This is a genomic window from Undibacterium sp. FW305-107 (genome assembly GCF_058788535.1).
Genome location: NZ_JBYTAV010000008.1, coordinates 216,494 through 242,962, shown reverse-complemented (window position 1 = coordinate 242,962; position 26,469 = coordinate 216,494). Strand labels below are relative to the sequence as shown.

Genomic DNA, 26,469 nt, shown 5'->3' with positions numbered 1-26,469 from the left:
TTTTATTTTTTATGATGTTGTTTTCACATTCACCGCCCATCATGCCCTTATCAGATCTCCACGCGAACTTGAATGGACGTGAACAATTACATGTCCCGGGCCTTTATGGCTATTGGTCACGTACAATGGCAGTCCTGAATGGCAAAGGTACTGGACATGATCCTGAATCTCACAGGGATCGTTTGCTATTGCATGTGCTTGGGTTGGGTTTGGAACAAACAGCGCAGTATCTTTCACAAAACCAGCCAGCCTTTGCAGATTTCGAGGCATGGATTGTACAAACAGCAGGCCTGCCGCCCAGTAGCGCCATCGCCCGCCTGCAAAATTTGCATCACGGCACTGCACTCCCGTACGATGTCTCAAGCTTGTTTGAGAACGTGAATAACATGCCTGAGGTGTTGAGTGAAGAAGACATGCTGCACTGGTCAGAGCATGGTTTTGTTATTTTGCATAATGCCGTACCCGACACAGACTGCGAAATGGCTGCCCAGACCATCTGGGATGCTCTGGATGCACGTGAAAACGATGAAACATCCTGGTACCACAAGGGACATGCCAATATCATGGTGCAGTTATTCCAGTCTGCCGCATTTGAAAAAAACCGCCGCTCGTTACGCATCCACAAAGCATTTGCGCAATTATGGGGAACTGCAGATTTGTGGGCGACAACCGACCGCTGCAGCTTCAATGTTCCTGAAAAACCGGGTCATGTCTTTCAGGGCCCGGACCTGCACTGGGATGTAAGTTTGCAGCAGCCAGTGCCATTTGCAACGCAAGGTGTACTGTACCTGACCGATACCCCACCTGAGCAAGGTGCGCTGACACTGGTTCCTGGCTTTCATCGACGGCTGGCTGCATGGCTGGATGGGTTGCCTGACGATGTCAATCCCAGAGAGCAGGATTTACATGCACTGGGATCAATGCCGGTAGGTGGCAAAGCTGCTGACCTGGTCATCTGGCACCAAGCCCTGCCGCACGGCAGCCGCGCCAATCGAGGCAGAAAACCACGCATTGTGCAATACATCAATATGTTGCCCAGTCATTTGCAGATACATGAAGCCTGGCGTTGATCGCGCACCTGGCGCATCATCAGACAGTCGGTCAGGCAATCACTTTATAACTGGCAAAGCCGGCGAAACAACACACAATGGAACCCAGTAAATGGGCACCACTATGCAGCAAAGCCCAGCCATAGTCACCACGATGCAAAAGGCTCATGGATTCTGCTGAGAATGTGGAAAAAGTCGTCAAGCCACCCAGAAAACCGGTAATCAGGAACAGCCGCCACTCAGGTGAGAGATGCGGGTTGGCAGAGAAAAAAGCAACAGCAAAACCAATGACATAACCGCCTCCAAGATTGGCGATCAGGGTCCCAACCGGGAACAGGGGCAAAACACCATTCAGCCACAATCCCAAAGCCCAGCGTAACCAGGCACCGATTGCAGCTCCGACACCTACCGCCAATGCACCCAGCCAGCTCATGCAGCCTCTCCTGCTTTTGTTGGCGGGCTCCACTTTTGCAAGGCCAGATCATCAGTTTCACGTGCATCTACCCAGCGCGCACCCTCTGACGTTTGTTCTTTTTTCCAGAAAGGTGCCTGGGTCTTTAGATAATCCATGATGAACTCGCAGGCAGCAAAAGCATCGCCACGATGACGTGTCGCCACTGCCACCAGAACAATCTGATCCTGCGGTTGCAAGGGACCTACCCTGTGAATGACGAGGGTATTGATCAAATCCCAGCGTGCCTGCGCTTGCGCGACGATCTGTTCCAGCGCTTTTTCTGTCATACCTGGATAATGTTCCAACTCCATGGCGCTGATATCCTGCCCATCGTTGATATCGCGCACCAGGCCAACAAAGCTGACCACGGCACCTATGCCAGGATTGCCTTGACGCAGTTGCACCAGTTCGGTATTCAGATCAAAGTCAGCAGTTTGTACCCGGATAATCATGTATCACCCCCCGGTAACCGGCGGAAAGAAAGCCACTTCCGCCCCTTCACTGATAGCGGTATCCGGTTCACACATTTGCTGGTTATACGCCATCCGCAAAGCGCGTCCTGGCGCCAATACTTCAGCCCAGATATCACCACGCGCGGCTAGCCAGGACCTGACTTCGCCTACTGTGCTTATACCTTCTGGCAAGACTACTTTTTGTTCAGACATGCCCAATTTTTCACGGACACTGGCAAAAAAACGTAATTGTATATTCATCATCTAAAACACTAGAAATATGGGCAAGCAAAGCCAGACAGATTACATCAGGCTGCCAAAGGGAATATATCGTACCAGTTCGCCCTTGCGTATGCCCTGACCTGGCGCAAGATCGATCAAGCCATCGCCCCAGACTGTTGAGGTCAGTACGCCAGAACTTTGATTGGGGAACAAATCCAGGCCACCATCCGCATTCAGTCGGGCACGCAAGAATTCATTGCGTCGGTCTGGTTTTAGCCAGTCAAAATCGGCACGCATCTGGTAAGCAGCAGGTGCGACCTTTTCCACACCCTGCATGCGCAGGATAAATGGTCGTACGAACAGCAAGAAAGTAACAAAACTGGAAACTGGATTACCCGGCAAACCCATAAAGAATGCCTTGCCCACTTCACCAAAAGCCAAAGGCTTGCCCGGCTTCATGGCTATCTGCCACATGTTCAGGCTACCTTCAGCTTCAACGGCCGGACGTATATGGTCTTCTTCACCTACTGACACACCGCCGGACGTGATGATGAGATCATGGCCCTGACTGGCACGGCGCAAGGTATCACGTGTTGCATCCAGCTTGTCTGGCACGATGCCATAGTCCGTCACCACGCAACCCAGGTCTTGTAGCAAGCCAGTCAGGGTAAACCGGTTGGAATTGTAGATGGCCCCTGGCTTCAAGGGCTCGCCCGGCATGGTGAGTTCATCACCGGTAAAAAATACGGCAACCCTGGGCTGACGTAATATGGGTAATTGCGCCAGACCTACTGAGGCTGCCAATCCCAGCTCCTGTGCCCGCAAACGTGTGCCTGCTTTCAATATAGTGGCACCGGCCTGAATATCTTCCCCCTGGCGACGCACCCACTCACCGGGCCGCGGCTGGTGTTTGATAGTCACTAAATCACCGTCTGCCTGACATTGCTCTTGCATGACAACCGCATCTGCACCCTCAGGTATCATGGCGCCAGTAAAAATGCGCGCAGCCGTGCCTGGTTCCAGGGCCTGGGCGACATGGCCAGCCGGTATCCTTTGTGAAATACGCAAACGAGTCTCACCACTGACACAATCGCTGGCACACACGGCATAGCCATCCATCTGTGTATTGTCCACAGGTGGCACGTTCAATAAAGACGACTGGTCCTGAGCAAGAATGCGGCCATTGGAAGCGATTGTTGCAAGCGTTTCCCTCTCTTCAATGGGGCGCACGGCTGCCAATAAAAAATCCAGCGCCTCTTTGGCGCTTAACATGGGTTTGGACATAGTTCAGATTTCCACTTCAGCTTATGTAGTATTAAGCTGCATTGTAGCCTGAGTCCCGGCGATTGACTTATGAGAGCGCCACTAAGCTTTATATGAAATCTGAAAATAAAAAAATCCACACGCAATGAAGCATGTGGATTTTTTATTCAATACAGTCAAGACGGGTCTAATCCATCGTGGCATGCACGCTCAGGGTGCCAGGACCATTTGACCGTTCTGATAAGTCACTCTGATTCTGTCGCCTACACGATAATAATTACTTGGCTCAACCAGTACTGCACGCTGGTCGCCATTGGGCAGACGCAAAGTCAATTCCAGCTTGCGTCTTGGGGTGGAATTGCGCTCCATTTCATTACCGATAACGCCGCCGGCAATCGCGCCACCTACAGTAGCAAGATCACGCCCAGTGCCTTTACCGACCTGATGACCAAGTACACCACCAAGCAAAGCCCCCACCACTGCACCACCGCCAGAAGAGCCGCCGCTACCAACATTCACATCACGCATGCCCACAATAACCGCTGTGTCCACATAGGTGTTTTGATACTGCTGCGCAGGATAATTCTGCGGGTTTTGCCCATAAGCCGGATATTGCTGCTGGGTCTGATATTGCTGAGGATACTGATTCTGCGTTTGAGCGGGATAACGCTGGACCGCACATCCTGCCAGCGCAACTACTGCAGTAATGGTCAGGATAATAAGCTTGCGCATGATGAACTCCGAAAATAGGTAATGTAGTCACTTAACGCGACAGCAAGCTTATTGTTGACTGGATGTGCCGAAATATCTCTCGAAATAACAATCACTTACAATTTCTTATCAAAAAGAAAATCAATCAAGACATTGCTTCCAAGTCGTTTTTACTCCCGTATTCAATTGCACCATAGACCATTTCCAGGACATTTGCGTCGCAACTGATACGAATCAAATACTAATAAGAACGATTATCATTTACTTTCACATTTCATTTCGTTACAATTGCGCTCTGATTTTTTTACATTCCTACCTCAGCCATTCTTGAAGAAAAGCCAGCGGTATTTTATTTTCATTATCATCCAGGAAATATCATGGTTCACATCAAGAGTCGCAAGCACACTAATTTAAATTCGCGCATCAATCACACGATGACACTTGCCGCAGCAGCATTTTTGCTGCCTATCGCCGCCCACGCAGCTGACCCTGCTTTGCCAGAGGTTAAAGTCACCGCAAAAACCGAGAATGATTTCAAGGCAGACAAAGCGTCTTCCCCTAAATACACTCAGCCGCTGGTAGATACTACTCAGACTATTACTGTCATCAAACGCGAACTCATTGATCAGCAAGGTGCCTTGACACTGACTGAAGCCCTGCGCAATACGCCAGGCGTTGGCGCTTTCTTCCTCGGTGAAAATGGTAGCACCAGCACTGGTGACAGCATCTACATGCGTGGCTTTGATGCCTCCAGCAGCATTTATGTAGATGGTGTACGTGATTTAGGCTCGATTTCCCGTGACTTGTTCAACATTGAACAAATCGACGTACTGAAAGGCCCTGCCGGCACGGACAGTGGCCGCGGCGCACCTACAGGCTCCGTCAACCTGGTCAGCAAACAGGCAACTCTTGATGATGCCATCCTGGGCAATGCAACTATCGGCAGTGGCAGCCAAAAACGTATTGCACTGGACTGGAACAAGGCTATCAGTGCTGAACAAGGTTCTGCATTCCGTTTGAACGTCGTGGATCAGGATAGTGGCGTGGTTGGCCGTAATGAACTCAAAAATAAGCGCTGGGGTGTTGCTCCATCCTTCGCCTTCGGCCTGAAGTCGCCTACCCGTTTCTATCTGAATTACCTGCATGTGCAACAAGACAATGTACCTGATGGTGGCGTACCTACAGTAGGTCTGCCTGGCTATACCAGCCCGGACCCAAAACGCTCTTTCATCAGTACTGCACCTAAAGTCAATCCAGAGAATTTCTACGGCTCTGTCAATGACTTTGACAAAGTCACAGCTGACATGCTGACTGGCCGCATTGAACATGACTTCAGCGACAAGGTAAAACTGATCAATACAGCACGCTACGGCAAAACCAGCCAGCATTACCTGTTGACCTCTTTCATGGGTTCAACTGCCAATCTGTTGACACCCTCAGTAACTGATCTGTCTACCTGGACACTGGCACGCGGCACGCGTACTTTAAAAGACCAGGAAAATGAAATCCTGACCAACCAGACTAACCTGGTGGCAGACCTGGATTTGGGCGGCCTGAAACACAGCGTGGTCGGCGGCATTGAAATCACCAGCGAAAAACAAAATACCTGGGGCAATGATGGCCTGGGTACCTTGCCAGCAGCTAATTTCTACAACCCTAATCCACGTGACCCGGTCACTGGCCTGAACCCGGTACGTAATGCCGTCTTCACCCGTGGCGCAACCAATACTGCCAGCGCCTACGTATTTGACACGATCAAATTCAGCCCTGAGTGGCAAGTCAACGCAGGTGTACGTATTGACCATTACACGACAGACTATTCCGCCGCCAGCTTGTCCACTGCTACGGCCAATCCCACTTTACCAGTTGGCACATTAATACCAACCAACCTGAACATGGCCGGTAACCTGGTCAACTTCAAACTGGGGGCATTGTATAAACCAACCAAGGACAGCAGTGTCTATGCATCGTATTCCACTTCCAAGCAGCCGCCTGGTGGCTCCAACTTTGCCTTGAGCGCATCTGCCAGCAGCGCCGCCAATCCAAAGTTTGATCCGCAAGAAACCAAGAATATGGAAATTGGTACCAAGTGGGATTTGCTGGAGCAGAAACTGTCTTTCACAGCAGCGATCTACCGTACCGAAGTATCCAATGAAGTCGTGCAGAACCTGACAGACTTGCTGTACTACCAAACAGGCAAAAAACGCGTGCAAGGTGTAGAGCTGGGCGTGACAGGCGCGATCAACCGCAACTGGCTGGTCAGCGCAGGTTACACGCGCATGGATACCAGTGTTGAAAGTGGCCCACTGGTGACTGCCAGCGGCATCAACAACCTGAGCTACACACCTAAGCAAAGCTTCACGGCCTGGACTTCTTACCAGTTACCTATGGGTATCAAAATTGGCGGTGGCGCTCGTTTTGTTGATGCACTGTTGCGCGGCACTGATGGCGCAGTCGGCACACCGGCAAAGACTGAAGCGTATTGGGTATTTGATTCCATGGCCAGCTATGCCATCAACAAAAATATAGACCTGCAATTGAACATCAATAACATTGCAGACAAAGTCTATGTTGCTGCCATTAATAAGAGTGGTTACCGTTATACTCCAGGTACACCAAGAGCGGTCAGCCTGACAGCAAATGTAAAATTCTAAAGCAATCAAACTGGCCCCTCTCCCCGAGGGGCTTTTTTCTGGAGCAATCGTAATGATGTTACATATACCTGGCGTGCTCAGCCGTGAGCAAGTCAGCGCAATAAGACTAAGGCTGGACGCAGCAAACTGGGTTGATGGTAAACAAACTGTAGGCGCACAAGGCGCGCAGGTAAAACGCAACCGTCAACTGCCTGAGCACTCTGCATTGGCACAAGAACTGGGCCACATCGTTCTGGCTGCATTAAAAAATAATCCCCTGTTTTTCGCCGCTGCCCTGCCCTTGCGCATCGTGCCGCCACTGTTTAACTCTTATGCTGGTGGCGAACACTATGGCCTGCATGTAGATGGCGCCGTGCGCAATGTTGCCAATGCCAACTATAGTCTGCGCACCGATGTATCTTCTACGCTGTTTCTGTGTGACCCGGAAGAATACGATGGCGGCGAGCTTGAAGTGGTGGATACCTATGGCACCCATGAAGTCAAACTGCCAGCTGGTGACTTGATACTCTACCCATCCACCAGCCTGCACCAGGTCTTGCCAGTCACCCGCGGTGAACGTGTATGTTCGTTCTTATGGACGCAAAGCATGATACGCGACGATGCACGCCGCACCATGCTGTTTGAAATGGACCAGAACATCACCCGCCTGCGCAGCTTGCTTGGTGATAGTGCAGAAGTATTAAGCCTGACAGGCCAGTACCACAATCTCTTGCGCATGTGGTCAGAAACCTGAGCTTGCTTGTCGCGTGCAAATTAAACAGCAAAGCCCGCAAAGATAAATTTCCATGCGGGTTTTCTTACTTAAAGGTAAACTTGCCTTAACCGAAGACTGTCCATCCCAGCAAACGCATTCAGATCAGACAAACATGAAATTAGACAAGCACACCAGCCAGTCTGCCAGGGGCATGGATGTTTAAGCCGTTTGCCGATTACCTGTCAAATAAGAGATTTGCATCCCTGGATGGTTTGCGCGCCATCAGTATCATCGCCGTCATCTGGCATCACACTGCCCCTGCGGGAATCAATGAAGTACTGGCCGGCATAGGTGCACAAGGTGTGCAATTATTCTTTGCCATCAGCGGATTCCTGATCACGACCTTGCTGTTAAGAGAACGCGAGCGCAATGGCAAGATAGACCTCAAGGCATTTTACCTGCGCCGTTCACTGCGCATCTTCCCTCTGTATTACGGCACACTGGCTCTGTATATCGCCCTGGTATATGCGCTGGAAAGACATTCTGAAGTAGGCCAGGCTTTCTTTCACAACCTCATCTACTTTGCAACTTACACCTCGAATATCTTCGTCGCCCTGGATGGACGGGTGATCTTTTATTTTGCCTGGTCACTGGCAGCGGAAGAGCAATTCTATCTGGTGTGGCCACCATTATTATTACTGGCTGGTTCGGTAAAGAGAGCCGGTATCATCCTGATTAGCGTCATTGCTGTTTGCGTAGCAAGCCAAATAGCAGGGCTGCGCGCATTCGATATCATACAATTACCCATCGTCGTCGGTGCCTTGCTGGCGATAGGCTTGAACAATGAAACGCATTTTGCCTGGCTTTACCGCATCCTTGGCCAGACATGGTCAGCACCTATGTTCTTCATCGCACTGCTGTTAGTCTTGCTCGGCAATATATTGCCTGGCTTTATTGCCTCAATATTGTTTGCGGGTCTGGTTGGGGCTTGCGTCATTCAGGAACGCCATCCTCTGGCCCCCATACTGTCATTGAAACCCATCGCCTATCTGGGGTCGATCAGTTATGGCATGTATATGCTGCACATGTTGTGCAAAAACTTTGTCACCAAACTTTTTGCTGTCTTGCAGATTAATGAACCAGGGATTGCGGTTTTCTTGCTGACGCTGATTGTGACGACCATCCTTGCCAGCATCAGCTTTCGCTATTATGAATCCTGGTTCTTGAACTTGAAAACCCGGTTTGAGCGCTAAGAACCTGTTTCCGATCTTACTGCGCGAGCGTGATCGAGGCTCATGTGCTGCTCAAAATGCTCATGTACTAGAGTACATTCCGCTTTCTGCGCTGCTCTTCACCCCGCTGACGCTCGCTACAGACCGGAAACAGGTTCTAAGACAAAAGATTAAGCACGTTGCCAGGCGAATTGCTCAAGCCTGGTGGCCGATCTCCTACGGCCCCTGTGATCAGCACCGGCATCAAACAGCGGTATCAATCCGGCAAAACGAGCGGCCCAGGAATTATCTGCTCTGAACTTGCTAAGACCATCTACACTGCTGCGATGCCGCAGGCAAGTCTTGAGCAAAGTCGTAAAATCACTATCCCCGTTGTATAAAAACACCCCGTCCTCATCTGCCCGCAAAGACATCTCACCAAAGTCAGATGATAAAACCGGTATCCCCAGCGAGCGGTATTCATAGTACTTGATAGGATCAACCGAGGCCGTCAGCAACTTGCGTTTGAACGGTATCAAGCCTACAGAAAATTTCTGCATGGCCTGCATGGCACGCGCATGGCTGCATGCCGGCAGAATTTGTACATTTTTTGGCAATGCGCAAGGTGGCGGCGTGAACACTGGCCCTATCAGGCGCACAAGGGCACGCGGCTCAGTGTTGATCAGGGACGATGCAAGCTTGACGACTGCATCCCAGTCGAACCAGTGCCCTATCGTTCCCACATAACCATAGACGGGTGACTGCTCTGACCTTGGCAATGGAGGTGGCAGGTTATCACTGTCACAGGCATTCAGGATCAGGCTCAGTTTGTCAGCCTGATCAGAAAAACGAGAAACGGCGCTGGAAGAAACCACTATCTTATTGACCCTGGCAGCCAGCTTGCCCTCTGTATGCTCCATGGCCTTGCTGGACAAGCCTTCATAGAAGGCCGGAAAATCATCCATGGCATCATACATGGAGGACATTTCGGGATAACGCGCCAAAACCTGCAAAGCCAGCTTGGAAGGCTTGCCAACAACTATCTGTGCCTTGCCATTGACGACAAATGCATCTATCTCCGCCATGGCCTTGCGCCAAAACCATTGCTGCAAAAATCCGGAAGCAGGCAAAGGTTCTATCGGCAAGGCAGGAACCTTGACCAGTGTCAGCCAGTCCGCTTTTTCTGGATTTTCTTTATCCCTGACTGTGCCAGCAACAGCAGATGCCTGCGCAAATTTTGAAACCAGCACACGTTGTACATCGCTCATGTCTGGAAAACGCGTAGGATACGGGTCTACCCACAATACTCTGGCGTTGAATTGCTGGTGAAACCAGCGCACAAACTGGTGGGGTCTTTGGGCAAAGCTGTTCCAGGGAACAGGCGAGAGGTAGACGAGGCGCATCATGCAGGCTCGGCTTCAAGTGCAGCTTCGGTATCACTATCGGTAGAATTATCCTGAGCTGCATAGTATTGCTTGAGTACCAGCACGATCCGCCCGGCTGCCAGGCCATCGCCATAGGGCGATACACCTCTTGCCATCTCCTTATAGGCAAGCTCATCATCCAGCAGTTTTTGTGTCTCTGCGACGATATTGTCGTAATTTGCGCCGACAAGCTTCACCACACCCTGCTCTACTGCTTCTGGCCTTTCCGTTTCTTCACGCAGGACCAGCACAGGCTTGGCCAGCGCTGGCGCTTCTTCCTGCACCCCACCAGAATCACTGATGATCAGATAAGCACGCTTCATCGCAGCCACGAAAGGCGCATAGTCCAGAGGTGCGCACAAATGAATATTGGCACTCTCCCCAAGCGTTGCATGGGCAACTTCCTTGACATTCGGGTTTGGATGCACAGGGTAAAGGAATTGTACATCTGGATTATCCTGTGCCAGCTTGAGTATGGCACGACAGATATCTGCGAAGGGTTCACCAAAATTTTCACGCCTGTGTGAAGTAATGAGTACCATGCGTTTGCCTGCATCCAGTTCCAAACCCAGGCTCAGCTCACGCTCCGCCGTCATCAGCAAGGCATCAATCACTGTATTGCCAGTGACGATGATGTCACTATCAGCCACACCTTCACGCAAGAGATTCTGGCGTGAGCTTTCTGTTGGCGCGAAATGCCATTGTGCCAGGCGACCGGTCAATACCCGGTTTGCTTCTTCTGGAAATGGATTTTGCTTATCCCATGTACGTAAGCCCGCTTCAACGTGACCAATAGGTATGCGGTGATAAAAACAAGCCAGCGATACCGTCATGACAGTTGTCGTATCCCCCTGTACCAGTACCACATCCGGTTTCTCTTCCAACAAGACCGCATCCAGATCCAGCAACATGCGGCCAGTGAGTGTCGTCAATGACTGGTTAGGGCGCATCATGTTCAAATCAATATCAGCTTCAATATCAAAAAATGACAGCACCTGATCCAGCATCTGGCGATGTTGTGCCGTTGCCAGTACCCTTACCTGCGCCCAGGGTTCTTGCTTCAAGGCCAGAATAACGGGGGCCATCTTGATGGCTTCAGGACGGGTACCAACGACACACAATATTTTTTTCATGATGATTTACTTTCAGATTCAGAAATTACTGTCCATGCATTTCAATGCAGTGAAGATTTTTGAAATGCCTTTTCCATCGCCCTGGCCCGACAATCCCAGTCATTGGCATCCGCCAGATCAGCCAGGCGTTGGGTAAATTCAGGGGCATCTTTCACCGCAAAGGCGGCATCCAGCGCAGTGCTTAAAGATTCCACGCTGTTGCCAGAAAATACTTCTTCAAACGCGACACACTCCGCCATATCCCTGGTCACAACCACAGGTTTTTCCAGCGCAAAGTATTCAAATAATTTGAGGGGTGAAGTGGTACGGGCGATTTCGCCGGGGGCGAATGGAATAAAACAAACATCAAACTGACGGGCATAGGCTGGCAGGATTTGATAATCCACCGTCCCCATATACAAAAGATTGTCAGCCTTCACCAGTTTGTCTGAACCACCGTAGTAATCAGGCCCGATAAACACAAAGCCAAGATCAGGGCGACTGGCAACCAGATCAGCCACAGCCTCATACCACAGCCAGGGAGCAAGCGCGCCGAAATAGCCAACTACCTTGCTGTATTTGGCGCGAAAATTTTGCAGGTTTTGCGGCAGCGGCGTACTCAAGTGTTTGGGGTGACGGTAATGCGCAGTATCCACACCGTTTTGTGCGAGGATGACTTTATCTGCGCCGACTGCAGCAACGGCTTCTTCATGCAGTTTTTTGGCAGATGCCACCACATAATCTGCGCCGCCATTGAAAGCGAAATCCTTCAGTGCCAGCAAACGGCGCACGTTTTCTGCATCGCCGCTGATTTGCGGGTCGATATGATCTATGTATTCATACACCAAAGTGCCGCGTTTGCCATTTTCCAATAACAGCTCTGGTGTATTGGCATAGGCTGTTGAATACAGAGAACGCACCACACCCTGCAACTGATTGACTTCATGGCGGTTCGTGATCCAGACATTCCTTGCGACTTCCCTGCAGCCCTGCACATCATCACCTGCCCAATTGTCAGTGCGGTAAATCACCAGATAGCCAAGACGGCCAAAGGCAGCAGCGATATGCTGGGGGCGTTGATACAAAGGCACATTCCAGTCAATCACCAGTTCCTGCACAAAGATGCCCTTGTAATCTGCGCGGCGCGACAATACTTTTTGTTGAAATTCAGGCCAGCTCAAATCTGTGTTTTTTACCATTTTTACAGCGACAGGTGTGCTTGTGTTACCAGCGATTGCCGGAATTCCTGCAGCCACCAACTGCGGTGTATTAAGAGGTAAAGCTGACGCTCTCACCCAGCGTACAAAATCATGTCTTGGGCCATGCAATGCCCAGCGCATTTTTGCTGGCAAACGCCAGAACATGAATTTGGCAAGGTCATAACAGGCGCGCCCAGGGCTTTGAAAGAACTGTCCGGTAAAACGCAAGGGCCGCGTCAATATCCAGGAGTAAGACTGCTTCATCTCCCTGATAGCTTGCTCCTTGTAATGCACATCCAGATTGAGCCTGCTGATTTGCGCATCACGAAGGTCCAGTTGCTGAACCAGCTTGTCGTAGTCATCCGCTTTCTTTTGCAGACTGTCTGTCACATTCTGCAACTCAGCTTGCGCTTTTCCTTGCACTTGCAGGGCGTGTTCGCGGCTGGCTATTTGACCTTCCAGACCAAGTATCTGTTGCACCTTCTTGTCTATGTCTTGCTGTAGTTTTTCACATTTCAAAAGCAATTCGGCGATATCCAGTTGCTGCTGTTGACAGGCCCTTTCATGTTGCAACAACATGTGCTCCTGATGCACGCTTTGCAACTCAAGCGATTTTTGAGCTTGCTGCGCATGCTGCAATTGCAGTTGATATTCGCTCAGAGAAGTTTGCAATTGAAGCAATTCAGATTGCACATCAGTTTGCATCATATGCACATGACTCAGGCGCAAGCCCAGCTTTTTAAGCCAGCTCATATCTGCATACATCAGTATGATTTGCTCCCCCTGCCACAGGCTATCTGGCAAAGGACGACAATCCAGCACCTTGGCCCAGATCAGGTTGAAACCATTTTCCAGTTGTAGTGGAATATTCTCTGGCAAGAAAGAATAGAAATGCTCGCTCTCACGCTCCATCTCACGGTAAGGCAAAGCCAGAACCAACGCTTTCTTCGCCCGCTGACTCAGCGTTTGCAAAACCTGGTAAGGCTGATGAAAATGTTCCAGCGTATTCGAAGAAAATACTACATCAAATGCATCCTGATCTGATGCAGATGACGCCAGCCAGTCCGTATTTGCAAACTCCAGGGAGGGATAACGTGTATGCGCCTGCTGTATCGCCGCAGCAGAAAAATCCACACCCTTAATCTGATCAGCCGGTACATAGCTGGCCCAAACATCAGTACCATCTCCTTGTGCACAACCCCAATCCGCCACGCTTAATTTCTCTTGCCGGATTTGATCAAGCAACCAGCCTGGCAATTGCTGGATGGCGATGCTGGCAAAGAAACGTGATTGTTTATCGCCTTTGCAGGCCAGCCAATCATTTTCAAATCGCGCATCCCAATACGCGCAGGAATTAATTTCTGTTTGCATGTTCGTGTTATTTATCACTGATTAATTTTGATGAAGAGCACTTCATTGTCTTCAGGCAGCCAGTTTCTTTAGCTTCAGGTCGAGTGCAGGCGCAACAATCTCTTGCGAGATCGACGGCTGAAACAAACCAAAGAAGCGTTGATCCGCGAGTGAAGAAAAGTAATGCGCACCCTCTATGTATTCGTAGTAGTGAATGTCGCGGTGCAGGCGGTTCTCTACTGCAGCGACCAGAAGGTATTTACCCGTGACCAAAGGATTGATGAGTTTGAAACTTACTTCAAAATTGTCATCGTCTGGCAAGCACCGGGCTTCAAAATCATGGGTGGTCGAAACGATCAGGTCGCTACCTTTTAAATCCTTGATGGAGACAGCAATACTCAAGTGCTCTCTGTCTATACTTTGTGGTATGCGCAGGCTGATCCTGATCTCCATGCTTTTGCCCCAATCGTGAACATCGCGGCGTGCACCACTGGCATCCAGCACAGCCGCAGAAAGTATCAGGCCCTTGTGTGAGCCCCAATGGGTAACTGGCCGACTATCAAGCGCAATGTCTTCCAACGCCACTTCAGCCAGTACATTTCCAAGCGCTGGAACATTCGCCGCATGCATGGCTTCATGTTCGTCATCATCGCTAGCATCATCATCCTGAAACATCATTTCCATATAGCGCCCGGTGACAGGAAAGACATCGCCCTGCTCCAGCATGCGCCCCTTGTCCAGCCAGATGGCACGGTCGCACAAGGTGCGTACCGAGCTGACGTCATGGCTGACAAACAAAATGCTGGCACCGGTTTTCTGTATATCCTTGATACGGCGCATGCACTTGGCAACAAAGCGCGCATCGCCCACAGCCAGCGCCTCATCCACGATCAGAATTTCCGGATCAACATGAATCGCAATCGAAAACGCCAGGCGCGCATACATGCCGCTGGAATAGGTCTTGACCGGTTGATCCAGAAAGTCGCCGAGCTCTGAGAAGGCCAGTATCTCGCCCATACGCTCCAGCATCTGCTCTTGCGGGAAACCCAGGATCGCCGCATTCAGCAAGACATTTTCACGCCCGGTAAACTCAGTATTAAAACCAGCCCCCAGCTCCAGCAAGGCAGCCAGCCTGCCATGCGTCGCCACCGCGCCAGATGTTGGCGACAGTGTGCCGCATATCATTTGCAACAGGCTGGACTTGCCACTGCCATTGCGACCTATAATGCCCACGGTCTCGCCTGGCGCAATCTCAAAGGACACATCACGCAAAGCCCAAAATTCACGGTAGTAAGTCTTGGAGCGGGATAAAAGCATTTGCTTCAACCTGTCCTGCGGCTGGTCGTAGAGCTGGTAACACTTGCTCAATTGCTCGACCTTGATGGAAAACTTAGAGGACATCAGCAAATCCCTTGCGCGTCTTTTGAAACCAGGCAAAACCCAGCCAGGCAACAACACCTGACAATAAAAAATAAACCAGCCAGCTTTGCCAATCCAGCGGCTTACCCCAGATCATGGCATCACGACTCTGTTCTATCACCTGCGTCAAAGGGCTGACCTGAACGACAGCACGAAAGCCATCCGGCAAAGCCGCTATTGGATAAAACACCGGCGACAAAAATGTCAGCACTGACACTGCAACACCCACCACCTGATGTATGTCACGAATAAAAACACCCAGCGAAGCCAGCAACCAGCTCACACCCAAACTCAGCAAGACCAGGGGCAACAAAACCAGGGGCAGGATAAAAATCGTCGCAGGCGGCACGCCAAAAAATATCGAATAAAAAATCAGCCAGACTGTAAAGCTGACCATCAAGTGAAAACAAGCCGCCCCCATTGCCACCACAGGCAAAATCTCCAGGGGAAATATCACCTTCTTGACATAGTTCACATTGCTGACCACCAGACCAGGCGCACGGCTCACGCATTCAGAAAACAAACCAAACACCATCAAGCCCGCAAACAATACAAGTGCAAATTCCGTCTTCGACTCAGACCCACCTGCCCAGCGCGCCTTGAACACCACACTAAAAACAAAGGTGTACACCGCCAGCATCAACACAGGATTAAAAAAAGACCACAACAAACCCAGCAACGACCCCTGATAGCGCATCAGCACTTCACGCTGTATCAAACTCGCTATGAGCCTGCGATGCAGACGCAATGAGTTGAACAAACTCAAAGGTGTACTGGACGGTGCTGCGTGTGGATTCATTCAATTCATTTCAAAAAATTCGCGGCGTGCTGAGAACCGCAAGCTACCGACATCCAACTTCAAAAAACACAGACGAAACTCATCCTCCCCACAGGGATACAGAATGTCCAAGGCTTAAACAAGTTGAGGTAATTAATTTTCGCAGCACAAATACATGTACTGCTCCCCTGCCCGGCGACCAGAGGCCAGACTCATGCATAAGAACTCGTACAAGTTCACATCATGCAAACGCTGATCTATTGCGCATCAGGGACATGCAACTGACAAACACTGTTTCAGATGGGGATTATAGGGAGAGGTGATAAAGAGTATTTCTAACAAGTGTCGTGCAATTGTATGCAATTTGTACACATGTAGAACGATTGGATTTTTTTGATATGCGAATATTGCGATTTGAGTCTATAAAGAAAAATCACGCAGAATTTCGCATGCGCTGAAGCCTGGAAACTTCCGAAATGACTGCGTTGGGACGCGCTTGAATTTGCTACTGACTCGACTTGAAGCAGCGACTTCGGAAGCGATACTTGAGCAGCTTGCGGCAGCGGTCAGGTTGTTCGGCAAGCCTAAAATGGTTCGTACAGACAATGCTTCTGTGTTTCGCAGTGCAGAGTTCAAAAGAGGAATGAACAAGCTTGGCATCCGCCATGAATTCAGCCAACCTGGCAAGCCTTGGCAGAATGGGCGAATCGAACGTTTCTTTTTAACGCTCAAGCAGAAGTTGAATTTGATTGTGCCTAAGGATGGCTCTGCACTGGATAGCCTGCTGGCGGAATTTGCGACCCGGTACAACGCGATAAGACCGCATCAGCATTTGCATGGCATGACGCCTACTGAAGCATGGCGGGGGATTGATCCATACAAAATTGCACCGACATCGGTGCAACACATTGAGGCTTGGAATGGTTTGTTGCGTGGGTATTATTTGCGGCATTAGCGGCAAATATCTCCGAATCAAAATGAGCATCGAGAGCGGGCAGCAATGCTGTTCGGGAGGGTGTTCGTCTTTAACAAACGATTTGCGCAAAGTTTAAGCAAACGAGCCAATGGATTTGACTTTATTGATTAAAAATTAAACAGCTCAGCGTTCAACTGAGCCAAAACATCTATCGATTTCTGCAAAAAATGCAGATCGGATTGAATGTTTCTGGTCAATCGAACGCCAAACAGGGCAAGGAATTTGGTTTAACTGAACACTGAACAGGGCAGCAGCAGCAACACTCAAAACTCAATCCGATAATGCAGATGTCTGAAGAAGTGATGCGCAAGATGTTTTTAAATCAGTTGAGCTATAAGGAGGCGCTTTGTTATTCTTTTTTAATTTCGAATGTGCAATATTCTGAAATAGCTCAGCAAATGAACGAAATCGCTTTACTCCAACAGCTCTCCAATCCAGATACCAAGCTTCCCATTCACCGTCCTTACTAATCTCGGCCGGATTTAATGCGATAAAACCATCGCCATCAATATATCCAACAGAAATCAAATTTGCAACTTGACTTCCGACATATCTTAAAGGATCGGCTTTCATATGACCATCTGCTCCCACCCCATAGACATAATATTCTTGATCATTACCAATTCTGTTTGCATCGCTCCAATATTCGATATCCCCTTTAAGATCTTCATGAAAAGTCATGATAGAAGTTAAGGGCATGAAATTCGAATTTGGTAACGGACCTTCAAAAGATAATTTATATATTCCTTCAGTGACCACCAAGAAGTGAAGATAAGATTTAGGAAGGGGTTTTCCTATTTTTGACTCAATCGATGAAGAAATTTTTCTAACTTCAGATTCTATAGATAGCCAATACTTTTCGTCTTTTATTTCAAATAAATTATTTCCCGTGCCATATTCATTTTTCTTTGAAACACAATTGAGAAAGTTAACCCATTCGTTAGGCTTAGACTGATAACCAGAATCAATTGTCGAAAAATAAGTCATTTTTATTTTCTCCTGTTTGCGAGAGCAAGCACTAGTGAACAACGCCAAAAGTATCAATGCCACTACTAAATATAATCTTATCATTTTCTACACCTGTATGTTGATCTTGGCAACCATGGCACAGGAATTACAAAAAATCCCCCCCCGTTAGATACTCCACAATTTGTCAGCATATGCTTGAACACCGCGCCAGCGCCCCGATTATGACCCACCAATGTTCGCCGTATTGTAAAATCTCCTTCTGGACCACCTTCAACTGTTTTGGAATAAGGATATTCATCGCAATCGTACCCAGATGTTTTTGTTGTGTTTTGGCATGGTTGACCGGGTCCTCGATATGCGTTCAACCAGTCTCGGTTGTGCCCATCCTTAGAATAGTGAAGATGCGTTTGAATTGGATGCAATGATAGATTTTCAATTACCAAGTCAGCATGTTCCGAATGATTAGCCCCAATAAAAAGTATTGGTGTCCCAAATGAATCACATCCATCCCCTCCTGAACTTGAGAGGCATTTCTCTGTTTGCTTGGCAAGGTGACTAGAATGGTTCACTGCGCCAAGGGGATTCGTTACAAGCTGTACATAAGTAGCTAAATTTTTAGCCGTGGTTAATGTAGCACTTGTATAAGCACGCACTAACGCTAACTGCACGCCTATGCTAGCCTGAGACTGCGCGATACTAAAATTGCCAAGAGGATCTACTCGGTTTACCGGGTCGTCATCAGCATAGACATACTTGTTTAATGTTTGTGGACGAGATATCGCACCACTGAAATCATCTTGTCCAACAAACCTGCCTACGCTCGCGTCATACCATCTAGCCCTGTTATATTGCATATTGATACTGTCATCAAAGTACTCTCCGGTATAACGGTAATTGCTCGCAGTCGTTCCCGTCTTATTGACCACTGACCCAAACGCATCATACTGATAAGCATCCGTCACAATCCCTGCGGAGTCAGTAAGTGCTTTGACACTACCCAGCGCGTCAGCATGATAGAAACTCTGCTGCCCTGCCCTATTCTGCGCGATTAACCCCAAACCCCATAAATAGTTTGTAGTTTGACTTCCCGCTCCCTGAGTTACTGACTCTTGTATCGTCTGCGCATATGGGAAGCTTTCGTCCACCAGATAGTTAGTAACTTTATCTGGACTGGTGTTTTGCCCGGGTTCAATCTTCTGTACACGACTACCGTAAGCATCATAACTATATCTGGCAATAGTGATGGCGCTTACCAGGCTTGCCCCCTGCTTGATTTCTACCAGACGATTACCCGCATTCCAGCCATAAATCGTAACTTGCCCACCCGTGGTCTTTGTACTCAGATTACCCTTGTCATCCCACGTGTAGCTGGTGACAATGCTAGTTGCCCCTGCCGTTTTTGTTTCCTGTGTCAGCCTGTCGTTGGCATCATAAGTGTAGGTCGTCGTCGTTGTACCGCTTGCCGTAGCCTCAGTCTTCTGACTGTGGTTACCTACTTTATCGTACTGATAGTCGGTGGTGCGAACAGTTGCGCTGCTTCTGTCCTTGACCAGTTCCTGCGTGAGTCGGTTCACGCCATCATACTGATAACTTGTCGTGCGGACAGGGTTAGCTGCAAGCAGATTTGCTTGCGTGCTTTGTGTATCGAACTCCTCAACTTTTGTCCGCTGACCGTTGACAGCCAATGTATAGCGACTGCCAGCAACAACACTGCTACCTTTAACATGCAACAATTGCAGCAAGCGTCCGTTTGGATCATAGCTGTAGTTGGCTGTCACACCATCCGGTGTTGTAGCCGCTGCCAGTCGTCCTGCATCATCCCAGGTATAGCTAGTGCTGCTGTTGGTGGCACTATTTGTTACATCGATGAGTCTTTGATTCTTGTCATAGCCATAGCTGATTGTGCCTGCTGCTGTACTACGTTGACTGATATTGCCGTTGGCGTCATACGCATAAGCCAAGTAGCTGCCATCCGGTTTGACCTGTTTCGTGACCCTGTCGCTAGCATCATAAGTAAAGATCGTCTGACCGTTCTGGCGACCATTACTGTTGTTGCCACCAGCAATGGTTGAGCTAGCGACTTGCCCGTTGGCTGTGTAAGTAATGCTGACACTGCTGCCATCAGGGTAACTGGTCAGCGTGATTTGCCCAAGTGCATCATAGACGTAGCTTGTTACCTTGCCAGCAAAGTCGGTCTTCTGGACTAGGTTGCCTGCTACATCATAGCTAAAGCTCTCTGACTGCCCGACAGGTAAAGTACGGCTGGTCAGGCGGTTGTTGGCGTCATAAGCCCAAGTTGTGACGTGTCCTTGTGCATCGGTCTGACTGGTCTTGTTACCATTACTATCATAACCATAAATGGTCTGCTGTTGCGTCGTTGCATTGGTCTGCGTGACCTGATTCAAGCGACCAACAGGGTCATAACCATAAGTTGTGGTATTACTAGCCGGGTCCGTCTCCGACTGTTTAGTGCCATTGATATTCCAGACGATGCTGCTGGTGCTGTTATCTGGATACGTCGTTTTGACCAGACGATTGAGTACATCATATTCAAACTGGGTAACTTTGTTGGTCGCATCAGTTACCTTGGTCCGATTACCAACACTGTCATATTCAAATTTGGTTTGCTTGCCTTTAGCATCGGTCTGACTAATCAAGCGACCAATAGCATCGTAGCCATGAGTGGTCGTGTTGTTTTTTGCGTCGCTAGTGCTGGCAATACGGCCAGCGTCATCATAGGTAGTAATGGTGCTGCTACCGTCCGGTGCTGTCGTCTTAGTCAGGCGATTAAGAGCATCGTACTCGTAACGTGTACTTCTGCCCTGGCGATCAGTCTCACTGTGTACGTTGCCACCGGCATCGTAAACAGTCGTCGTGGAATTGCCGTCAGGGTAGGTGGTGGTAGTCAAACGCCCCGTGTCGTCATAATTGAACGTGGTACGTCGTCCTTGCGGGTCTGTCGTTGCACTTACCTGCCCACCCGCTGTGTATTCCGTCTTACTGATGGCACCTAATGCGTCCGTTTCACTGATGACACGTCCTTCTGAATCCAGAGTTCTGGAGACGCTAACATTTTTTTGCGTCGGCACACCATTGACCATGACAGTAGCAATCCAGCTACGGCTTAATTCTTTACCGTTGCTATCGTAAGCGTAAGTCGTCACTTTACCTGCCGCATCCGTCTCGCTGATTTTATTGCCCTTGGCATCATTTTGAAAACGTGTCAGTTGGTCGCTGAGTGTAAATGATGTGATGTTACCTGCATCGTCATTACCAATGTGAGCATAGCGCCCTAAAGCTTCATCAACGCGGATGCCACGATTAAAATAGCTATAGTAAGTCTTAGTACCTTTGGCATCAAGACTCGACTTGAGCTGAGTTTTGGTTTCAGGATCATATTCCCAGCCTGTTGTGTTCCCCAGCGGATCAGTCTCACTCAACTGCTTGTAAGTCTGCGGATCATAAGTACTTTTCGTAGTATTTCCTAAGGGATCAGTCACCGTCGCTTGATTCCCATTAGCATCATAGGTATAAGTCGTTGTTTGGTTCAGAGCGTTGACTACCTTCGTCACATTTCCGTTATTGTCATACGTATAGGTAGTTTTATTGCCCCTGCGGTCAGTGACGGTCTGCTGATTGTTGTCGATGTCATGCTGCATCTGGACAGCTTTACCATTGGCGTCATAACTCGCAATCAGTCTGCCACTCTGGTCATACTCAAACCTCGCCGCCAGCTTGCCATTCGGATCGGTATAGCTAATAAGACTGTGGTTAGCGTCATACGTCATCTTCGACACCGCACCATTGCGGTCGGTGACGCTGATGAGGTCGCCGGTGGCGTTGTAGGCGTAGCGGATCTGTTTGCCTGCAGGATCAGTGACGGCAGTGATGCGGTGGCTGGCGTCTCTTGTAAAAGTGGCTGCCGTGCCATTTGAATGGGAGACACCACTGTCGCTGTAGGTCAGGACGTTGCCGTTCGGGTCTTTGATGCTGGTGATGCCTATACCATCGGTCAGATAGTAGACGTAGTTGTCTTCTGTCGTGAGTTTGTAGTATTTGGGATTCCAGGCGGTGGTCTGGCTTTCATCGACGGTTCTGAGGTCGATCAGCATGCCGCCCTGTGGCTGGATCTGCCTGAGTTCGTCTCCGAGTTCGAGTTTGGCAGTGGTGCCGGGCAAGGCGGTAAAGAGTATCTTCACTGGTGGCGCGGTGACGCCACACTCTTGTTCGTTGCGGGCTTCAAAGCGGGCGACATCGCCGGTTGGCAGGGTGACGTCAATCTTGCGCTTGCCTCTTGGACGCAGGCAGGTGGTGAACTGGCTGGGGATGGTGATGAGATCCCATTCGAGTCCGAGGATGATGTTTTTGCGGATCTGGACGTTCTGGTAATCCACACTCCAGCCTTGCCCGAAGTCGAGCGCCTGGCCCTTGCGACGAGTGTCGTAGGTGCGGGTGATCCTGATGGGGATGCCGGAGGCCTGGACGTTGAGGTCTTCAAAGCTGATGCTGAACTGGCCTATCTTGAGGTTACGGGTGACGTCCAGGGTGATCATGTGGCTGGCCTGGACACCATTGGTATTGACGGTGATAAGGCTGAGTTCGTAGATGCCGTTTTGCAGTTGCGTCGGGTCAAACTTGCCGAGGGTGCCGTTGCTGATGTTTTGGTAACCACGGGCGAGTTCTTGCCATTTGTCGGTGCCAGCCGCGCGCATGAGCAACTGGTAGTAGGCGAGGTTTTGTGCGGTGGCAGTGCCGATAATGGTGGTTGGTGCGGTGATTTCTACGTCATCTGTCGGGGTGCTGATCTGGGCCGTGGGTAAGCTGGTGTCTGCGGGGTTGGCGACACTATAGAGGCTGGTTTTTGTGACGGTGCTCAGGTCATCTTTGGCGGTAGCGACGACCTGGTGCGCGCCTGTGGCAGTGGCGGTGATGGTGACTATGCCTTGGGCATCAAGTGTTTGTGCGATGCCATCGACAGTAACGCTGGTGCTGATGTTGCCGGTACCGCCGTTGGTGAGGACAGTGACGGTGACTTTGTCGCCTATGTTGACCAGGGCGGGTGCCACGGCCATGCTGATACTGAGTGCCAGGGCATGGTCGCTCACGGTGAGCAAGTAGCGTTGTTCTGCATAGGCTTTGCCATTGTCTGCGCGCAGGGTGACGTTGAAGCTGCCCAGTACCGGGCTGGCCCAGCTGATGACGCCGGTGCTGCTGATGCTCATGCCACTGGGTGCGTCGGTGAGGCTGTAGCTGAGGCTGGCGCCTTTGGGGTCTTGGGCTGCGACGGGATAGCGGTAGGCCAGGCCAGCAACAGCGGCGGTGACAGGCGCGCTGGTGATGACGGGGACGCTGGCGATATCACCGGGGTCACCATCAAAGGCGGTGGTGGTGCCGAGGTTGGCGGCGATGATGGCGCTGAGGTTGTCGCAGGTGCTATTGCTTTGTGCACCAGCCAGACGGGCGAGGAAGAGACCACTGGCGACGTCGGCCTGGCCGCTGAAATAGGACCAGCGTACGCTGTCGGTATTGTCAGTGCCGCCACCAGGCATCATGCTGGCGAGGACGGTGTCGTAGGCTTTGGCGGCATTGACTGCGGGGGTGATGCTGCCCGCAGCCAGTGCTGGTTCTGCCATGGCGAGCCAGCCCATTCCTTGTGTAGCGAGGATGGCGGCGGTGGTGTTGCCGTTATTGCCGGACAGGCGGTAGGCACCGGCACCGGTCTGGATGTCTTCGATCTGCATGGCCTGCCCTGTCCAGCCGCTCATGGTTTGCGGACTTTGCGGGACGAGGACACGGTAACCGGCACCGACGGCATTTTGTACATCGATGGACTGGCTGTTGCTGAGGTTGAGCTTTAACAGAGCAGCAGCAAGGTTGCTGCTGGTGACTGCATAGACGCTTTGTTGTTGTGCCTGTGGCAGCGCGGCGGCTTTGGCAAGCACACGAATCGGTGAGGCAGCAGCGGTGGGGTTTTGTGACTGGCTGTAGTGCTTTTCTAAAACCATGTGGGCGTAAGCCACATTGCGCTGGTTGCTCTGGCGGGTGTAGGCAGCAGGACTCAGACCATCCGTTTGATTTGCTACCGCTGTCTGGAGGCGGTCAATATCAAGTGCGACACCGGGGAAGGAGACGCTGTTGACGAGGCCGAGGGCCATGTCGGGTATGGCTTGTGCCACTGCCCTGCCTAATGATGGCAGGCGTTGTTCAACCACGCCTGCGGCACGCTGGAAGATGGCGCTGTTGGCGTCTGCGGTGGCGAAATAAGCGAGTATGGTCTGGTGCAGTAAATCACCTGTGAGGTCGTCGCGGCTCACGCTACCGGGCTGGCTGGTCAGTTTAGCCTGGGTAGCGGTGAGTCTTTGCTGGACGGCGTTCAGTTGGGCGGGGTTGATGCCCTGGGTGTCGGCAACGATGGCGTGATAGTCACCGGCATGGACGCTGAAGTTGTTGTCGTTCCAGCCACCACTGGCGGGCTCGAAGCTGCCTATGGAAGCGTTGAGTTCGCTGCCGAGCGTGAAGCTGCCACCGCTGGCGACGAGCTGGCCATCCAGACGGAGTTCTGCCTTGACCTGTATCAGGTAGCCGGGGACGCTGAGCGGAAATTCGCTGGCAGTCACCGGGCTGTTGTCGGCATGGGCTTTGGGCAGGTAGGCGGCGAGTACGTCGGCATCGGACTGGGTGGCGGGACTAAAACTCAGGGTCAGGCGTTTGCCTGCCAGGGCGGCGTAGCTGCTGTTGATGCTGACAGTGGCTGTGCCCTGAGCTTGTGCTGCGCTGTTGGCAAATACTTGCAGGCGCACTGCTCCCTTCAAGTTAACAGGCATGGCCTGGAAGGCGGCGCTTTTAACGATGGTTTTATAGGGCAAGCTGCCCATGAGGATGGCGTAGTTCTCTGCGCTGATGACATTGCTGCCTAATACCGTGCCTATGGTGAGGTCAGTGCCTTGCTGATTCAGGACTTGGTTGAGCTGGTTCTGGTAGCTGGTGAAGCTGGTCTGGATATTGGCCTGGTTGAGACTTTGTCCGTAATCAGGGGTGCAGTTGGCACCTTGTTTGGCGATGTCAAATACACCGGCTTCATTGAGGCTGACGCTGCTGCGCAGGTTCAAGGCTGACTGGGATGTGAGTTGTTTGAAGCTGGGGTCGAGCGGCAGCCAGGTGCTGGCGGTGTTGTTGCGGGCACCACGGCTGGGGCTGGCATCGACATAGGCTTCTACCCAGACGTGTTCTACCTGGATGGCGGTAATCTGTGCGCCCTGGATGATGGCTTTGTTGGGTACGCCTGCCTGACTTAACAATGATTGCGCTGCGCTAACGTTGTCGACGTGCAGCCAATTCAATAAGCGTTGTGTCGGAACTTCGACTGTGCCGTAGACGTAACGGGATGGGATGCCTGCTGCACGGTTAAGCGCAATCAGTAAACTGGCGGTATCGATGTCGTTGCCGCTCTTGGCTTGCAAAGTCTGGGCTGCGCCTTGCAGGCTGCCATAACCGACTTTGTATTTGATGTTGTTGCGTACGTAGTTGTAGATGGCAACTGGGTTGTTCTGCAAAGAGGCGGCCAGGGACTGTATGTCTGAAGTCAGCTGGATTTCTTCAGCGGCTGCGAGGTCTGCAGCGACTGGTGTATCGGTCAGGATGGTGTCAGGCAAAGTCAGCCCGGACAGGCTACCTGCTGCCACGGCTGCACTTGGCGCTGGTGCAAATGCAGGCGGTGGTGACTGGCGATTTGTGCTTGTGACAGAAGCTAACTGATTCGATTGTGCTGATGCTGTAGTTGTTTTACGCGCCTGATCGCTATTGTTACCCCATGGCAGTTTGGTGCCGTTGAGTGCACTGCCCTGGCTGCCGTATTGCTTGATCGCTTGTTGCCATTGTTTGAGTGCGGCAACTACATCACCTTTGCCTGCTGCGGCACTGTCAAGTGGAGCGTAGGCATCTTGCAGCAGTTTGGCGCGGGCAGTAAATTCACTGACCATGCTTTGATGGCGCTGGAGGACGGTGCCGGTTAATTTGTTTTGGGTGAGGAAGCTTTCTGTTGCGGTAAAAGCTTTGCTCATGAATTGCTGTTGTTGCTGCAGTATCTGGTATTGACTGCGTATGCTGGTGATGACGCTCAGGGCTGAGGCGTTATTGGCAAGACTTTGCGGACTGGCTTGCGTACTGAGGTCGATCAGTTTATTCAATGCGCGGGCATAGTCGGCACTGGCAGTGCTGGCGGTATTGCTGGCCGCTGGTGCTGGGGCCAGCAGGGATACTTTAGTGTTCGCTGTTGTGGCCGTTGGCATGGTGACGGCCATACCTTTGCTTGTCGGCAGTTTGCGTGGTCCCAGCGGTAGCAGAACGCTGTTGTTACTGTCCGCAACACGGGGGGCAGCTGTCACTGTACCTTGCGCCATCGCCAAGGGGGACAGCAGGCTGCTGACGAAACTCGCCAGGACGATACTGGCTACGCTGCGTTGTAATGGAATGTTGCGGAACATAAGTTTTACTCTTGGTAATAAGTATTTCTGACGGCATCAAGCCGGGTTT

Annotated in this window: 17 protein-coding genes; 5 read left to right on the top strand and 12 right to left on the bottom strand. The window is 50.8% G+C overall.

Going from position 1 to position 26,469, the window contains the following annotated elements; translation table 11 throughout:
- Window positions 1-125: 125 nt before the first annotated feature.
- Window positions 126-1,070, top strand: coding sequence for a phytanoyl-CoA dioxygenase family protein (locus AC3WQT_RS19030; protein ID WP_492706049.1), 945 nt, complete (start codon window positions 126-128; stop codon window positions 1,068-1,070).
- Between the two features lie 31 nt (window positions 1,071-1,101).
- Here AC3WQT_RS19030 and crcB read toward each other — a convergent pair whose 3' ends face one another.
- From crcB to AC3WQT_RS19005, 5 genes are all read right to left on the bottom strand, one after another.
- Entirely contained in the window at window positions 1,102-1,482 is a 381-nt protein-coding gene (gene crcB / locus AC3WQT_RS19025) for a fluoride efflux transporter CrcB (RefSeq protein ID WP_492706047.1), read from the bottom strand.
- Window positions 1,479-1,955, bottom strand: a complete 477-nt coding sequence (moaE, locus tag AC3WQT_RS19020) for a molybdopterin synthase catalytic subunit MoaE (protein WP_492706045.1) — start codon at window positions 1,953-1,955, stop codon at window positions 1,479-1,481. The genes crcB and moaE overlap by 4 nt, the downstream gene beginning before the upstream one ends.
- 3 nt (window positions 1,956-1,958) lie before the next feature.
- Window positions 1,959-2,216 (bottom strand): molybdopterin converting factor subunit 1, encoded by a 258-nt coding sequence (gene moaD / locus AC3WQT_RS19015; RefSeq protein ID WP_492706279.1) that lies wholly within the window; start codon window positions 2,214-2,216, stop codon window positions 1,959-1,961.
- A gap of 42 nt (window positions 2,217-2,258) precedes the next feature.
- Complete coding sequence (locus AC3WQT_RS19010) at window positions 2,259-3,461, bottom strand: molybdopterin molybdotransferase MoeA (protein ID WP_492706044.1); 1,203 nt, start codon at window positions 3,459-3,461, stop codon at window positions 2,259-2,261.
- A gap of 189 nt (window positions 3,462-3,650) precedes the next feature.
- Entirely contained in the window at window positions 3,651-4,172 is a 522-nt protein-coding gene (locus AC3WQT_RS19005) for an outer membrane lipoprotein (RefSeq protein ID WP_492706042.1), read from the bottom strand.
- Between the two features lie 356 nt (window positions 4,173-4,528).
- Between AC3WQT_RS19005 and AC3WQT_RS19000 the strand changes: the two genes are divergently transcribed.
- The 3 genes from AC3WQT_RS19000 to AC3WQT_RS18990 all read left to right on the top strand — a co-directional run bounded on the left by AC3WQT_RS19000 (window position 4,529) and on the right by AC3WQT_RS18990 (window position 8,752).
- On the top strand, window positions 4,529-6,805 hold the full coding sequence (locus AC3WQT_RS19000; protein ID WP_492706040.1) for a catecholate siderophore receptor Fiu: 2,277 nt from the start codon (window positions 4,529-4,531) through the stop codon (window positions 6,803-6,805).
- 52 nt (window positions 6,806-6,857) lie between these two features.
- Window positions 6,858-7,538 carry a Fe2+-dependent dioxygenase gene (locus AC3WQT_RS18995; protein ID WP_492706038.1) on the top strand — a complete coding sequence of 227 codons (681 nt, stop codon included), beginning with the start codon at window positions 6,858-6,860 and terminating at the stop codon, window positions 7,536-7,538.
- A gap of 176 nt (window positions 7,539-7,714) precedes the next feature.
- Window positions 7,715-8,752: an acyltransferase family protein gene (locus AC3WQT_RS18990; protein ID WP_492706037.1), complete on the top strand. Its 1,038-nt coding sequence runs from the start codon at window positions 7,715-7,717 to the stop codon at window positions 8,750-8,752.
- A 149-nt stretch (window positions 8,753-8,901) separates the two neighbouring features.
- On the opposite strand, the gene AC3WQT_RS18985 is transcribed toward AC3WQT_RS18990, so the two are convergent.
- From AC3WQT_RS18985 to AC3WQT_RS18965, 5 genes are read right to left on the bottom strand one after another with little or no spacing between them, the layout of a single operon-like run.
- The gene (locus tag AC3WQT_RS18985; protein ID WP_492706035.1) at window positions 8,902-10,116 is read right to left on the bottom strand and encodes a glycosyltransferase family protein; all 1,215 of its coding nucleotides are present in this window, start codon (window positions 10,114-10,116) and stop codon (window positions 8,902-8,904) included.
- Complete coding sequence (gene wecB / locus AC3WQT_RS18980) at window positions 10,113-11,267, bottom strand: non-hydrolyzing UDP-N-acetylglucosamine 2-epimerase (protein ID WP_492706033.1); 1,155 nt, start codon at window positions 11,265-11,267, stop codon at window positions 10,113-10,115. The genes AC3WQT_RS18985 and wecB overlap by 4 nt, the downstream gene beginning before the upstream one ends.
- Before the next feature lie 41 nt (window positions 11,268-11,308).
- Window positions 11,309-13,816, bottom strand: coding sequence for a methyltransferase (locus AC3WQT_RS18975; RefSeq protein WP_492706031.1), 2,508 nt, complete (start codon window positions 13,814-13,816; stop codon window positions 11,309-11,311).
- A gap of 51 nt (window positions 13,817-13,867) precedes the next feature.
- Window positions 13,868-15,196 carry an ABC transporter ATP-binding protein gene (locus AC3WQT_RS18970; RefSeq protein WP_492706029.1) on the bottom strand — a complete coding sequence of 443 codons (1,329 nt, stop codon included), beginning with the start codon at window positions 15,194-15,196 and terminating at the stop codon, window positions 13,868-13,870.
- On the bottom strand, window positions 15,186-16,013 hold the full coding sequence (locus AC3WQT_RS18965; RefSeq protein ID WP_492706028.1) for an ABC transporter permease: 828 nt from the start codon (window positions 16,011-16,013) through the stop codon (window positions 15,186-15,188). Before AC3WQT_RS18965 ends, AC3WQT_RS18970 begins: the two co-directional genes overlap by 11 nt.
- A gap of 475 nt (window positions 16,014-16,488) precedes the next feature.
- On the opposite strand from AC3WQT_RS18965, the gene AC3WQT_RS18960 reads away from it, so the two are divergent.
- Window positions 16,489-16,947 (top strand): integrase core domain-containing protein, encoded by a 459-nt coding sequence (locus tag AC3WQT_RS18960; protein ID WP_492706026.1) that lies wholly within the window; start codon window positions 16,489-16,491, stop codon window positions 16,945-16,947.
- Between the two features lie 291 nt (window positions 16,948-17,238).
- On the opposite strand, the gene AC3WQT_RS18955 is transcribed toward AC3WQT_RS18960, so the two are convergent.
- Window positions 17,239-18,039 (bottom strand): hypothetical protein, encoded by an 801-nt coding sequence (locus tag AC3WQT_RS18955; protein ID WP_492706024.1) that lies wholly within the window; start codon window positions 18,037-18,039, stop codon window positions 17,239-17,241.
- The gene (locus tag AC3WQT_RS18950; protein ID WP_492706023.1) at window positions 18,036-26,420 is read right to left on the bottom strand and encodes an RHS repeat-associated core domain-containing protein; all 8,385 of its coding nucleotides are present in this window, start codon (window positions 26,418-26,420) and stop codon (window positions 18,036-18,038) included. Before AC3WQT_RS18950 ends, AC3WQT_RS18955 begins: the two co-directional genes overlap by 4 nt.
- Between the last annotated feature and the right edge of the window lie 49 nt (window positions 26,421-26,469).